At 74.2% G+C, this 13,355-nt stretch carries 12 protein-coding genes; 4 read left to right on the forward strand and 8 right to left on the reverse strand.

Annotation, left to right across the window (positions count from 1 at the left end):
* The first annotated feature begins 28 nt into the window (after positions 1-28).
* From ABZS80_RS20745 to ABZS80_RS20760, 4 genes are read left to right on the forward strand one after another with little or no spacing between them, the layout of a single operon-like run.
* Positions 29-1,678, forward strand: coding sequence for a hypothetical protein (locus ABZS80_RS20745; RefSeq protein ID WP_355058089.1), 1,650 nt, complete (start codon positions 29-31; stop codon positions 1,676-1,678).
* A complete protein-coding gene (locus ABZS80_RS20750; protein ID WP_355058091.1) occupies positions 1,675-3,141 on the forward strand; it encodes an NADH-ubiquinone oxidoreductase-F iron-sulfur binding region domain-containing protein in 1,467 nt (488 codons plus the stop codon). Before ABZS80_RS20745 ends, ABZS80_RS20750 begins: the two co-directional genes overlap by 4 nt.
* A gap of 21 nt (positions 3,142-3,162) precedes the next feature.
* On the forward strand, positions 3,163-3,738 hold the full coding sequence (locus tag ABZS80_RS20755) for a redoxin domain-containing protein (protein ID WP_355058093.1): 576 nt from the start codon (positions 3,163-3,165) through the stop codon (positions 3,736-3,738).
* Positions 3,735-4,613 carry a cytochrome c biogenesis CcdA family protein gene (locus ABZS80_RS20760; protein WP_355058095.1) on the forward strand — a complete coding sequence of 293 codons (879 nt, stop codon included), beginning with the start codon at positions 3,735-3,737 and terminating at the stop codon, positions 4,611-4,613. The genes ABZS80_RS20755 and ABZS80_RS20760 overlap by 4 nt, the downstream gene beginning before the upstream one ends.
* Here ABZS80_RS20760 and serS read toward each other — a convergent pair.
* From serS to ABZS80_RS20800, 8 genes are all read right to left on the reverse strand, one after another.
* Entirely contained in the window at positions 4,597-5,883 is a 1,287-nt protein-coding gene (serS, locus tag ABZS80_RS20765) for a serine--tRNA ligase (protein ID WP_355058097.1), read from the reverse strand. The genes ABZS80_RS20760 and serS overlap by 17 nt on opposite strands.
* A gap of 161 nt (positions 5,884-6,044) precedes the next feature.
* Positions 6,045-6,776 (reverse strand): alpha/beta fold hydrolase, encoded by a 732-nt coding sequence (locus tag ABZS80_RS20770; RefSeq protein ID WP_355058099.1) that lies wholly within the window; start codon positions 6,774-6,776, stop codon positions 6,045-6,047.
* Positions 6,773-8,161, reverse strand: coding sequence for an amidase (locus ABZS80_RS20775; RefSeq protein WP_355058101.1), 1,389 nt, complete (start codon positions 8,159-8,161; stop codon positions 6,773-6,775). The genes ABZS80_RS20770 and ABZS80_RS20775 overlap by 4 nt, the downstream gene beginning before the upstream one ends.
* Positions 8,158-9,096 carry a hypothetical protein gene (locus ABZS80_RS20780; RefSeq protein ID WP_355058102.1) on the reverse strand — a complete coding sequence of 313 codons (939 nt, stop codon included), beginning with the start codon at positions 9,094-9,096 and terminating at the stop codon, positions 8,158-8,160. The genes ABZS80_RS20775 and ABZS80_RS20780 overlap by 4 nt, the downstream gene beginning before the upstream one ends.
* A complete protein-coding gene (locus tag ABZS80_RS20785) occupies positions 9,083-10,321 on the reverse strand; it encodes an acyl-CoA dehydrogenase family protein (protein ID WP_355058104.1) in 1,239 nt (412 codons plus the stop codon). The genes ABZS80_RS20780 and ABZS80_RS20785 overlap by 14 nt, the downstream gene beginning before the upstream one ends.
* On the reverse strand, positions 10,318-10,722 hold the full coding sequence (locus ABZS80_RS20790; RefSeq protein WP_355058106.1) for an SCP2 sterol-binding domain-containing protein: 405 nt from the start codon (positions 10,720-10,722) through the stop codon (positions 10,318-10,320). Before ABZS80_RS20790 ends, ABZS80_RS20785 begins: the two co-directional genes overlap by 4 nt.
* Positions 10,723-10,854: 132 nt before the next feature.
* Positions 10,855-11,784 carry a ThiF family adenylyltransferase gene (locus tag ABZS80_RS20795; RefSeq protein ID WP_355058108.1) on the reverse strand — a complete coding sequence of 310 codons (930 nt, stop codon included), beginning with the start codon at positions 11,782-11,784 and terminating at the stop codon, positions 10,855-10,857.
* Positions 11,781-13,355, reverse strand: a complete 1,575-nt coding sequence (locus ABZS80_RS20800) for an MFS transporter (RefSeq protein ID WP_355058110.1) — start codon at positions 13,353-13,355, stop codon at positions 11,781-11,783. Before ABZS80_RS20800 ends, ABZS80_RS20795 begins: the two co-directional genes overlap by 4 nt.

Below are 13,355 nucleotides of genomic sequence, written 5' to 3' on the forward strand. Positions count from 1 at the left end.
GCGCCGCCGCGAGACGATCGAGGAGCAGATGGCCCGGGCACAGCAGAACGAGAAGGCGACGACCGTCCGGACCGCCACCACCAGCCGTGGTGCCCGGACGATGTCGAAATCCGCGATGGTGGCGCTCACCGCGTCCGCGCTCGCCGTCGCGTGGGCCGGCCTCGAGCTGGCCGGCGCCGGCAGCGTCATGTACTCGTACGGATTCTTCTTCACCGAGTTCTTCGCCGGGGTGGTCACCCTGGTCTCGCTCAGCCTCACCGTGATGATGGGCCTGCTCGCCACCGACCGGCTGGTGCTGCTCATCCGGCACCGGGTGCTGCTCCAGTCGGCGCACCGGGCCACCGGCGTCCTCGGCGTGGCCGGGCTGGCCTGCCACGTGATCACCAAGGTCGCGATCGGGCGGGCCGGGCCGACCGACGCGCTGGTGCCGTTCGTCGCCGGCCGGGGCCTCTACGTCGGGCTGGGCACCGTGGCCGCGCTGCTGATGGTCGGCGTGCTCTGGACCGGCATCGTCCGGGTCCGGTTCGCCGGCGTCGGTCCGAAGTGGATGTGGCGCTCCCTGCACTCGATGGCGTACGTCTCCTGGCCGTTCGCGCTGCTGCACGGGCTCAACGCCGGCCGGGCGGCGAAGACGTGGGTGGTGCTGAGCTACCTGGCCTGCGTGCTGCTGGTGGTGGTGGCCCTGCTCGTCCGCCTCTCCGTCCACCTCGGCAAGCGCAGCCGGGAGCAGCACCAGGCCGCCGCGCTGAACCAGGCCATGGCCGGCAAGGGGGAGGAGCGCACGGGCCTGCTCGCCGGGCTGGCCCGGCGCCGGGGCGCCGCCAAGGAGGAGAGCCGGTCCGCCCGGGGCCGCGAGGGCGGCTGGGCCGAGGCCACCGCCACCTGGACCGCGCCGGCCGGCACCGCCCGGCGCCGCGACCCCGAACGGTTCGCCGTACCCGTGGTGCCGGAGCCCGGGACGCTCCGCGAGCCGGTCCGCGCGGGGGCCAGCCGGCGGCGCGCCGAGGCGCCCGTCTCCCCGGCCCGCCGCCGCGAGGCGGAGCCCGCGCCCGCCGCCCGGCGGCGCGAGGAGCGCGAGGTGGCGCGGCGCGAGGAGCGCGAGGCGGTCGCCCGGCGCCGCGAGGACGAGCGGGCCCCCCGCCGCTACCGGGACGAGGAGGAGCGGACCCCCCGCCGGTCCCGCGCCGACGCCGACGCCGCCGCCCGCTACTCGGCCCCGCCGGAGAGCGGAGGCCGCCACTCGGCCCCGCCGGACACCGGCGGCCGCTACTCCACCCCACCCGACGCCACCCGCTACTCGGCCCCGCCCCGCCGGACCGACCAGCCGGAGGAGCCGTGGGACAGCCCGCGCCGCTGGGAGAGCCGGCCCGTCTCCGGCGAGCCGATCTCGGCCGGCCCGATCTCGGCCGGTCCGATCTCGTCGGCGCCGCGCAGCGACAGCGGCCGGCACAGCATCGAGGAGGACCTGCCGGAGGAGCCGGACTACTGGCGCCCGCCGGCCCGCTACGCCCCCGACGACGCGTTCGTCGACGACACCCCGACCCTGGTCGACCTGGCCTCCCGGCGGGCCCGGAAGGCCTCCGGCGAGAGCCGGTCGAGCCGGCGCAAGCGGGCCAACGCCAACGCCGACGCGGTAGACGGGGCGTACTGGGCCGGGCTGCGGGGTGAGGCCAAGTGATGCGGACGACCGTGCCGCCGGTGGCCTGCGTCGGCGAGCCCCGGCTCACCGCCGGCTTCGCCGAGTTCGGGAGACTCGACCTGCTCGCACACGAGGAGGTGCACGGCCCCATCGGGCCCGTGGAGCCGGCCGCCCTGCTCCGGCTCGCCGAGGCGATCGACCTGAAGGGCAAGGGCGGGGCCGGCTTCCCGTTCGCCCGCAAGCTGCGCGCGGTGCTGGAGTCCTGCGAGCGGCAGGACCTCGCCGCCGTGGTGGTGGTCAACGCCTCCGAGGGGGAGCCGGCGAGCTGGAAGGACAAGGTGCTGCTCACCCGGGCCCCGCACCTCATCCTCGACGGCGCCGCGCTGGCCGCGTACGCGCTGGACGCCGAGGAGATCGTGATCGGGGTGGCCGACGACGACGTGGGCCGGCCCTCGCTCACCGAGGCGTTGCAGGAGCGGCGGATGCCGGTGCCGACCACCATCGTCACCGTGCCGCACCGGTTCATCTCCGGCGAGGGCGGCGCCCTGGTCAACGGGATCAACGGGCTGCCGCACATCCCGCCGGGCACCAAGAAGAGGTCCAGCGACTCCGGGGTGAACAACCTGCCGACCCTGCTCTCCAACGCCGAGACGTACGCCCAGCTCGCGGTCGCCGCTCGGATCGGCCCGTACGAGTACGCCGCGCTCGGCACGGACGACGAGCCGGGCACCGTGCTGCTCACCGTCACCGGAGCGGCGAAGCGGCCGGCCGTGGTGGAGTGCGCGGCCGGCACGCCGCTGCGGGAGATCCTGGAGCTCTGCGAGGTGCCCGATGGGCCGGGCATCCTCATGGGCGGCTACCACGGCAAGTGGATCACCCCGGAGGCGGCGGACCGGGCCGAGGTCTCCCGCAAGGGCCTCGCCGCGGTCGGCGGCACCCTGGGCGCCGGCATCATCGTGCCGCTGCCCCGGGACACCTGCCCGCTCGGCGAGGCCGCCCAGGTGGTCCGCTACCTGGCCGGCGAGTCCGCCGGGCAGTGCGGCCCGTGCAAGATGGGCCTGCCCGACCTGGCCCGCGCCGTCGACCTGGCCGTCTCCGGCAGCGCGCCGGTCGAGGTGGTCCGCGCCGCGGCCGGCGACGTGAAGGGGCGCGGGGCGTGCAGCCACCCCGACGGCACGGCCCGGTTCGCGCTCTCCGCCATGGAGGTGTTCGCCGAGGACCTGCGGCTGCACGCCACCGGCGAGGGCTGCGGCAAGCGGGTCAAGGGCGTCATGGGGCTGCCCGGCGCGCCCGACGCCAACCCGCGCATGCTCACCCTCGACTGGTCCCGCTGCGACGGGCACGGCCTCTGTGCCCACGTGGTGCCGGACTTCATCCGGCTCGACGGCAACGGTTACCCCGCCTTTCCCCCCACCCCGGTGCCGACCTGGCTGCGGGAGGGCGCCCTCAAGGCGGTCAAGGTCTGTCCCGAACTCGCGCTCCGGCTGGTCAAGGCCGAGTAGCCCAACCCGGAGGAGACGCGGATGCGCCCACGTACCGCCCGTCGACTGGTCACCGCCGCCCTGCTGGCCGCCACGCTGCCCGGCGCAGCGTCCTGCGCGGTCGGGCCGGAGCGGGCCACCCCGGTCGGCGCGGTGGCCCCCGCGCCGACCGCGTCCGCGTCGCCGGCCGCCCCGGTGGTCCCGGCCCGGGTGCCGGAGACGCTGTCCTTCACGGCGAAGACCCTCGACGGTACGGCGTTCTCCGCCGCCGCCCTGGCCGGGAAGCCGGTGGTGCTGTGGTTCTGGGCGCCCTGGTGCGCCACCTGCGCCAGCCAGGCCTGGACGGTCGCCGAGATCGCCCCGAAATACCGGGACACCGTGCCGATCGTCGGCGTCGCCGGGCTGGGCGAGCAGAAGGCCATGAAGGAGTTCGTCAGCGAGTTCGAGCTGGCCGGCACCCCGCAGCTCGACGACCGGTCCGGCGCGCTGTGGCGCCGGTTCGAGGTGGTCGAGCAGAGCACCTTCGTGGTCGTGGACCGCGACGGCCGCGTCGTCCACCAGGGCTTCCTGGACGGCGAGTCCCTCACCCGGCAGGTCGACGCGCTGGCCCGGGGATGACCGGCGGGCTGCTGCTCGCGCTGACCGCGGGCATGCTCGCCGCGGTCAACCCGTGCGGCTTCGCCATGCTGCCCGCGTACCTGTCGCTGCTCGTCGCCGGCCCCGCCGACGGTCGCGGCGCGGTCGGCCGCGCGCTCACCGCCACGGCCGGGCTGACCCTCGGGTACGCGCTGGTCTTCGGCGCCTTCGGGCTGGCCGTCGCACCGCTCGCCGACTGGCTGCGCCCCCGCCTGCCCTGGCTGACCGTGATCCTCGGCGTGCTGCTGGCGCTGGCCGGCTGCTGGCTGCTCGCCGGCCGGCGGCTGCCCACCCCGCGACCGTTCGCCCGGGCGCCCCGGCTCACCCGCACCTGGCCGGCCATGGTCCTGTTCGGGGCGGCGTACGCGCTGACCTCGCTGACCTGCTCCATCGCGCCGTTCCTGGCGATCGTGGTGACCAGCCTGCGGGCCGGCTCGCCGCTGCGCGGGCTGGCGCTCTTCGGCGCGTACGCGATCGGGATGGGGCTGGTGGTCGGGGTGGCCGCGCTCGGGGTGGCGCTGCTGCGCGGCCGGCTGGTGGCCGGGCTGCGCGGCGCGGGCGCGTGGGTGCCCCGCCTCAGCGGCCTGGTGCTGCTGGTCGCCGGCGGCTACGTCGCCTGGTACGGCTGGTACGAGGTGCGCCTCGCCCGGGGCCGCCACGACGCCTTCGGCGACCCGGTCGTGGTGGCGGCGGCCCGCGTGCAGCAGGCCCTGGTCCGCGCGGTGGACGCGGCCGGCCCGGCCCTGCTCGCGGCCGTGCTGGTGCTGTTGCTGGCGGCCGGCCTGTGGTGGAGACGACGGCGGGGGCCGGACGAGCCGACCCCCGCCGCGCGCCAGGCGGTCAGCGGACCGGGGTGAGCCGGTCCGTGCCGAGCTTGTCGCGGAGCACCTCCGGCACCACGACCGAGCCGTCGGCCTGCTGGAACTGCTCCAGGATGGCCGGGAACAGCCGGCTGGTGGCCAGCGCCGACCCGTTGAGGGTGTGCACGAAACGGGTCTGCTTGCCGCCCGGCTCCCGGTAGCGGATGGCCGCCCGGCGGGCCTGGTAGTCGCCGCCCCAGGAGACCGACGACACCTCCTTGTACTTGCCGGTGCTCGGCATCCAGACCTCGACGTCGAGGGTCTTCTTCATGGCGGCGCTGGAGTCGCCGGCCGCCAGCAGGCTGGTCTGGAAGTGCAGGCCCAGCTTCTCGACCAGGCCCTCGACGTGGCCGACCATGGCCTCCAGCGCCGCGCCCGACTGCTCGGGCAGCGTGAACTGGAAGATCTCCACCTTGTTGAACTGGTGGCCGCGCACCGTGCCGCGCTCGTCGGAGTGCGAGCCGGCCGCCTCCCGGCGGTAGCACGGCGTGTAGGCGAACGCCTTCAGCGGCAGCTTCGCGGTCTCCAGGATCTCGTCCTGGAACGCGCCGAGGATCGCCGTCTCCGCGGTGGGCAGCAGGAACTGGCCGCGCGGGGCGGACTGCTTGTCCAGGTGGTAGACGTCGTCGTAGAACTTCGGGAACTGGCCGGCCGCGAAGCCGGCGCTGTCCAGCAGCAGGTGCGGCGGGAGCAGGAACTCGTAGCCGGCCTGGATGTTCTGCTCGATCAGCCAGTTGACCAGCGCCCACTCCAGCCGGGCCCCGAGGCCCGTGTACATCCAGAAGCCGGAGCCGCCGAGCTTCACCCCGCGCTCGTGGTCGACCAGGCCGAGCGCCTTGCTCAGCTCCACGTGGTCCCGGACCTTCTCGACGGCCGGCGGCTCGCCGAAGGTGCGCACCACCCGGTTGGCCTCCTTGCCACCGGCGACCACGTCGTCGGCGGGCAGGTTGGGCAGCTCGCTCATGGTGCTGCGCAGCCGGGACTGCACCTCGTCCAGCTGGGACTCCAGCTCGGCGAGCTGCTTGCGCTCGGCCTCCGGCGCGACCGGCTCCGGCGTGGCGCCGGACCGCTTCGCCTCCGCGTACGCGCGCGCCTCGGCCTTGCGGCGCTGCCGCTCGGCGTCGATCTCCGTGATGAGGGCGCGGCGTTCCTGGTCGAGCCGCTGGATCTCGTCCAGCGCCCGGTTGACCTCGGCGGGATCCAGACGCTTCGCCAGCGCGGTCGCCACCGCCTCGCGATCCTTCCGGATCAACTCCATGTCGAGCATGCTGCTCCGTACGCCTCCGTCCAGGCAGTCAGGTAGGACCCCCAGATGCTACCGTCGCGGCCCGTCGCGCCCGGGCCGGGCGGCGGATGCCCGTTTCCGCGGGTCTGCGGACGCGCCCGCCGGCCGGCCCGGGCCGTCTCCGGGCCGGCCCGTCCGGCGGATCAGCCGGGGCGGACGGCCGGCGGAGCGGGGCGGCCGGTGAGGAACGCCGTGGAGTGCGCGAAGATCAGCTCGGCGTCGTGGTCCAGGGTCGCGACGTGCCCGCTCCGGGCGAGCGGAACCTCCACCAGGTCCGCGGAGCGGACCCCTTGCCGGATCACCTCCACCGAGCGCAGGCCGGCCGGCCCGTCGGCCAGCGAACGGAACACCCTGATCGGCTGCGTGACCGCCGGCAGCCGTGGCCGCACGTCCGCCCACAGCCGGGTCATCTGCTGCACGGCGGCGAGGGGGATGCGGCGGTAGCCCGCGTACCGGACCGACGGGTCCCGCACCTGCGGCCGCTCGTTGGCGATGCTGGGCACCACGTGCCGGAGCACCGGCAGCAACGGCAGCAGGGGATTCTTCATCGTGATCGACGGATTGACCAGGACGACGTGACTCACGGCGGGATGCGTGGCCGCCAGCCGGAGCGCCAACGCTCCGCCCATGGAGAGACCGACGACGGCCACCGGGCCGGCCGCCGCCACGTCGTCGACGGCGGCACGCGCGTCGTCGCACCAGTCCCGCCAGCTCACCGCCCGCAGATCCGACCAGCGGGTGTCATGGCCCCGGAGCACCGGCACCGCCACCCGGCGCACGTGCGGCGCCAGTGCCCGGGCGAAGGGGTGCATGCTCGACGGGGAGCCGGCGAACCCGTGCAGCAGCACGGCCCCGCCGGCCACCGGCCCCGTCACGCCCACCCCGGTGCGAGCCCGGTCGTGGCGCCCGCCCGGGCCTGCACTTCGGCCACCTCGCGCAGGATCCGCCGCTCGCTGCCGTACGGGCCGCCGAGCATCGCGCCGACGGGCAGCCCGTCCACCACGCTGACCGGCACGCTGACCGCCGGCATCCCGGCGATGTTGTACATCGGCGTGAACGGCATGAACCGCGTCATGGCCTGGAAGTTCTCCTCCTCGTCGCGTACGCGGCGAAACGCCCCGCGCGCCTGCGGTGGCAGCCCAAGCGTCGGTGTGACCAGCAGGTCCACCGTGCCGAAGACCATGTCCTCCAACATCCGGGCCACGCCGCGGAACAGGGTCAGGCACTCGTGCAGGCGTGCGCCGCTCACCCCCCGCCCCTGCTCGCGCAGCCAGCGGGTGAATGGGGCGAGGTTGCCCTCGTCGTCGACCTCGAAGGAGGTGGCGACCACCGACCACACGTCCCGGAAGGCCGCGGCCACCGCCACGTCCTGGCCCAGGTCCACCCGGACCAGCTCGTGCCCGGACTCCTGCAGGCTCACGGCCAGCTTCTCCGCGGCGGCCGCGCACTCCTCCGCCACCGCCAGGTCCGGCACCATCGGGTCGGTGGTCAACCCGATCCGCAGACGCCGCCCCGGGTCGCGCCACGACCGAGCGGCGGTCAGGTCACCCGCCATGGCGCCGGCGATCACGTCCAGCAGGGCGGACGCGTCGAGCGCGTCCCGGGCCAGCACGCCCGGCACGGACAGGCCGGTGGGCGCGGGGTCCGAGGGCCCGTTGCTCACGGCGCCGTTGCTGGGGCGCACCCCCACGAGCCCACAGCAGGAGGCCGGGATGCGCACCGAGCCGCCCGCGTCGGTGCCGAGCGCCAGCGGCGCCAGGCCCGCGCTGACCGCCGCGGCCGAACCGCCGCTGGAGCCGCCCGGTGAGAAGGCGGAACGCCACGGGTTCGCCGTGTCCCCGCCCACGAGATTCTCGGTGTAGCAGGGCAGGGCGAACTCGGGCAGGTGCGTCTTGCCCAGGATGGGCAGGTGGGCCCGCCGTAACCGGGCCACCACGTTGTCGTCGCCCACCGCCTCGTCGTCCCGCTCCGCCGAGCCCCACCCGGTGAGCACGTCCTCGACGTCGAGGTTGTCCTTCAGCGCGATCGGCACCCCGTGCAGTGCGCTGACGTTGCCCGGACCCACCGCGCGGAGCACCGCGTCGGCCTCCTCGGCCTGCCGGAGCGCGAGGTCCCCGGTGACCGTCACGAAGGCGCCCAGCTGCGGGTCCAGCCGCCGGACCCGGTCCAGGTGGTGCTCGGTCACCTCGACCGACGTCACCGACCCGGCCCGGATCAGCCGGGCGCACTCGATCGCGGACAGCTCGTGCAGCGCGGTCACGAGACCACCTCCCCCGACTCGGCCTGGCGGCGACCGCGCCGGCTGGCGGACAGTCGCGCCACCAGCCCTCGTTGCCAGGACTCGTCGTGGGCGCCGGCGAGCCCTTCCTCGATGGCGTCGAGATAGGCACCGAGGTCCTCCGGCACCAGGCTGGCGAACGGCACCGCCGGCACCGGCACCAGGTAGCTCGACCACATCAGCGACGTGTGCGGCAGCCGGGGCCTCGTGTCCGGGATGACCAGCGGATCGAACCCGATGAGCCGGAGGTGGCGCAGGGCGCCGTTCTCGCGGCTGTCGCCGATGAGCAGCGGCCGGCCCATCGCCAGCACCGACCGGCCCAACGCGAGGATCAGGTGCCAGGGCACCCGGTCCCGCATCTGGCCGGCGGGCACGTCACCGGCCCGCACGAACCGCTTGATCTCGAAGACCTGCTGCGTGGTCAGCCCCCGCTCGGCGAACGGGGCGAGCAGGTCCACGCCGTGGGCGGCCTCGACCGGGAAGCGGCTCCGGGCCGGGTCGTCCAGCCGTCGCGGCAGCACGTCCCGCGAGCCGAGCAGGCCGACGTAGCCGAGGATCCGGCCGTCGGCGTCCAGGCACACGGTGTGGACGACCGTCGAGTCCGGCGGCTCCGCCAGCAACGCGGTCTCCCGCGCGGTGCGCGAACTCATCATCGACAGGTCGATGAACTCGGCCAGCCGGAACCCGAACACGGCCCGCAGGTGGCGTTCCTCCACGGCGTCGGAGCTGAACGCCACGGTGGTGAGTCCGTCGCCCAGCTGCTCGACCCGGCAGAGCGCGGCCGTGCCGACCGTCGTCGCGAGGTCCGGGTAGCGCAGGGAACGGTGCAGGGCGACCAGTGCCCGCGCGTACGTGAGGTCCAGCGGTCCCTCCCGGTGCTGGTCGCCCGGGAGCGCGGTGAGTTTAGAAGTCGTCATCGTCGTCGTCCCGGTAGAGGCAGTCGGTGATCGCCAACGCCAGCGCCTCGGGCGTGCCCTCGAAGATCCGGGTGCCGAACGAGTCGCGGAGGACCTTCTCCAGGCCGTAGGACCGCATGTAGCCGCGAGAGCCCATGAGCGCGACGGCGGTGCTCGCCGTCTCGACGGCCACCCGGTCGGCGAAGAGCTTCGCCATCGCCGGCTCCCGCTCGGGCGCGGGCAACTGCGTGTCGACCTTGACGGCGGCACGCTGGTAGAGCAGCCGCGCGGCGTCGACGTCGACGGCCATGTCGGCCAGGCGGCGCGCGGTCATCTGGTGTTCGTGGAGCAGCTTGCCGCCCTGCACGCGCTCGCCGGCCCAGTGCACCGCCATGTCGAGCGCGTGCCGGGCGATGCCGGTCGAGATCGCCGCGACGGAGGACCGGGCCATGTTGCCCTGCGCCACGTTGATGGCGGCGCCCTGGCACTCGCCGCCGACCACGTCGCGCGCCGGCACGTGGACGTCGTCGAACCACAGCTCGCTGCCGAGGCAGTTGCGGTAGCCCATCTTGTCCAGCACGTCGCCGCGGCGCACCCCGGGCGCGTCGAGCGGCACGATGACGCAGGTCAGGCCGGTGGCGCCCGGGTGACCTTCGAGGTTGGCGTAGACGGCCGAGAAGGTCGCCACGGCGCCGTTGGTGATGAACCGCTTGTGACCGTTGAGCCGGTAGCCGTCCCCGTCACGGCGCAGCGTGGTGCGCATCCGGGCGTCCGGGAAGTGCTGCGGGATGACCAGGTCGCTGCCCGCCTCCTCCTCGGCGACCGCGTTGCAGGCCAGGACCGCCCGCGGCCCGGCGAAGTCGGACAGGTAGCGCTGCTGCAGGTCGGGGTCGCCGGTGAGCAGGACGGGGGTCTGACCGAGCATGGTGGCCCCGAACGCCAGGGCGATGCCCGGGTCGGCCGCGGCCAGTTCCTCCATGGCCATGGCCAGGCCGAGCACCCCGACCCCCAGCCCGCCCAACTCGCGGGGAAGCAGCGCGCGCGTCAGCCCGATGTCGTGCCCGGCCTGGATGACCTCCCAGTCGAACTCCTCGGCGGCCTGCTGGTCGAGTTGCACGGCGCGCGGCGCGAGAACCCCCTGGGCAAAATCGCGGACCTCGTCCACGAACCGCTGCACCGACGGGGGGATCTGGTCGAAGTTCAGGTCCGTCTCGGCCGGCTCCGCCCGCACGGTGGTCGCCGTCACTTCGCGGCCCCGTCCACGAGGCCCTGCGCCGCGACGAGCTGCGGGTAGCGGTCGAAGGCGGGCTGCAGGATCGGCACCAGTTCGAGGACCTTGGCCACCTTGCCCTTGATGCGCACCTTGCCGAGGGCGACGGCCGCGGGCATCAGCAGGGTGCCCGACCACAGCCGGTGGGCGGTGTCGCAGCTCATCTTGATGGTCACGGAGGCGTCCTCGGGCGCGTCGTCGCCGAGACGGACCTGGTCCGGCGTGACGTGGATGACGCAGTCCGGCTTGGTCTGCACCAGACGGAGGGTCAGGTCGGCGTCCCGCAGCCGCTCGGTGAACTCCTCGTCGGCGGCGAGAATCGTGAACAGCTCGCCGAAGACCGCGTAGGCGGTGGACGAGTCTGGGTAGACGGACATGGCGATTCCTCCCCTAGAATCGATAAACATCGATGTATCTGCCCCGGAAGGGGGCGGTGGAGCGCTGCCCCGAAGAGGGCGGCGGTGGAGCGTTCGCCCCCGGAGGGGGGCGATGCACGGGCGCCGGGCGGCTCAGTGGCGGCGACGGGCTCCGCGGGTCATGGCGAGCAGCAGGCCGGCCACCTCGACCGGCTGGCGGAGCCGATCCCACAGCCGCTCGCCGGACGGCATGGCGAGACGGTGGACGTCGACCGTCGCCGACGAGGGCACCGGTCGCCCGGTCACCAGGCGGAGGGTGAGCGTCGCCGCCAGGACGCCGAACATGTCGGCCGCCTGCACCAACTGCGGGAAGGTGAACTCGTCCCGATGCAGGCCGCCCCGGATCAGGCCGACCAGGTCCCGCGGCACCTTGCGAGCGGGCACCAGTCGGGCGAGCAGTTCCCACAACGGCATCTCGTCGAGCTGTTGCCGGGTCACCGCACCCCCGAAGAGCCGCTGCTCCCGTCGGTAGTCGTAGACCCGGACGTACTGCGTGCCCGACATGTCCCATCCGGTCATCAGCGGCAGGCCGCGGGCCCGGGCCCGCTCGTGCAGCAGGCCCTTCGCCGTGAGCCCCGAGCGGGTGGTCACGTCGACGCCGTCGATGACCACGTCGACGCCGGCCAGGAGCGCGTCCACCGTCTGCTCGGTGACCCCGTCCGCGGCCACCTCGACCACCACGTGCGGGTTGATCGCCCGGGCACGGTCCGCCGCCACGGCCGCCTTGTTGCGGCCCAGGTCGTCGACCGTGGCGTTCTGCCGGTTGAGGTTCGTCAACTCGTAACTGCCCGGGTCGGCCAGCGCCAGCGACCGGAAGCCGAGGCGTACCAGCGGCTCCACTGCGGCGCCGCCGATCGACCCGCAGCCGGCCACGAGGATCCGGGCGGCGGAGATCCGAGCCTGGTCCGCCGCGTCCACGACACCCCGGTTGCGGTCGACGAAGATGCGCTGGAACTCCTCGGGCGGCAGGGCTCGCGCCGCCTCCGGCGAGCTGACGTCCTGGTCGACCACCGCCCCGGTCATCGCGTCTCCCCGGTCAGTGCGGAGTCCATCGGCAGGTCGTGCGGCGCCGGCCGCGGCGTGAGCCGCGAGGGAACCCAGACGAGCACCAGCAGCGCGCCGACGAGCAGCACTGCGATGCCCACCCCGAGGGTCACGTGCATCGCGTCCACGAACGCATCCCGCGCGCGGTCCGCCAGCGCCAGCGCCTCCGCGCCGGGCGCACCGCCCGCCGGGGATCGACCGCCGAGGGCGAACAGCGTCGCCCCGAGGGAATCCCCGGCGCGCTCGCGTTGCCCCGGCGGCAGCGCGTCGAGGACCTCGGCGGCCCGGTCGCGGTAGGCCATCGACAGCACCGAGCCCATCACGGCGACACCGAGCGCCGCGCCGACCTGCCGGACCGTGTTGTTCACCGCGCCGCCGACTCCCGCCTTCTGGGTCGGCACGGCGGACATCGCCAGCGTGGTCGTGGCGCCCATGACGAAGCCCATGCCGAGGCCGGCCACCAGGAGACTCACCTCCAGGCGCCAGAGCGGTGACGTGGCGGTGGCGAGGAGCAGGCCGCCGAACGACACCGCCAGCAGCACCAGGCCCCCGCTCACGGTGAGCCGGAAACCGTAGCGCCGCACCATCCCGGCGCTGGTGACGGCCGACAGCACGCTGCCCACCGCGACCGGCAACAGGATCAGGCCCAGCTCCAGCGGAGTGTGGTCGAGCACCAGCTGCACGTAGAAGACCAGCAGGAACGTCCCGCCCGTGAGGGCGAAGAACGCGAGCGACACGGCGGTGGTGCCGCCCGCGAACGGCGCGCTGCGGAACAGGCTCACGTCGAGCACCGGGTGGGCGGTGCGCCGCTCCACCAGGATCAGCACGACGGTCAGCGCGAGGCCGAGCGCCACCATCCCGGCGGACGCCGGCGCGAACCAGTCGTTGTCCTCGCCGGCCCGGATCACCCCGTAGACGATCGCCGCGATCGCGGCGGTGGACAGCAGCAGACCCGGCAGGTCGAGGTGGAACCGGGCGGTGGACCGGGATTCCCTGGCCACGACGAACAGCAGCGCCAGACAGGCGGCCGCCACCGGCACGTTGATCAGGAAGACCGAGCCCCACCAGAACCGCTCCAGCAGTGCGCCGCCGAGGATGGGGCCGAACGCCACGGACAACCCGCCGAGCGCCGCCCAGATCCCCATGGCCTTGCCGTGCTCGTCCTCGGGCACCGCGTGTTTGATGATGGCCAGGGTGGCCGGCGGCACGACCGCACCTCCGATGCCCATCACGGCACGCCACAGGATCAGGGCGTCCGGGCTGTCGGCGAAGGCCGAGAACGCCGAGGCGACGGCGAACACGGCAAGGCCGACGGCGAGGGTGCGCCGCCGCCCCCACCGGTCGGCGATCACGCCGGCGGTGAACATCAGCGAGGCATAGACCAGAATGTAGGAGTCGACCGCCCACTGGAGCTGGGAGTTGTCGGCCCGCAGGTCCCGTTGGATGGCCTGCAGCGCCACATTGAGGATGGTGTTGTCCATCATCACCATGAGGAAGCAGGCGCCGACGACCACGAGCAGCAGGCCCTGACGTTCCGATCTCGTCGTCAT

Origin of the sequence: Micromonospora sp. NPDC005305 (assembly GCF_040607315.1) — a bacterium.
GTDB lineage: Bacteria > Actinomycetota > Actinomycetes > Mycobacteriales > Micromonosporaceae > Micromonospora.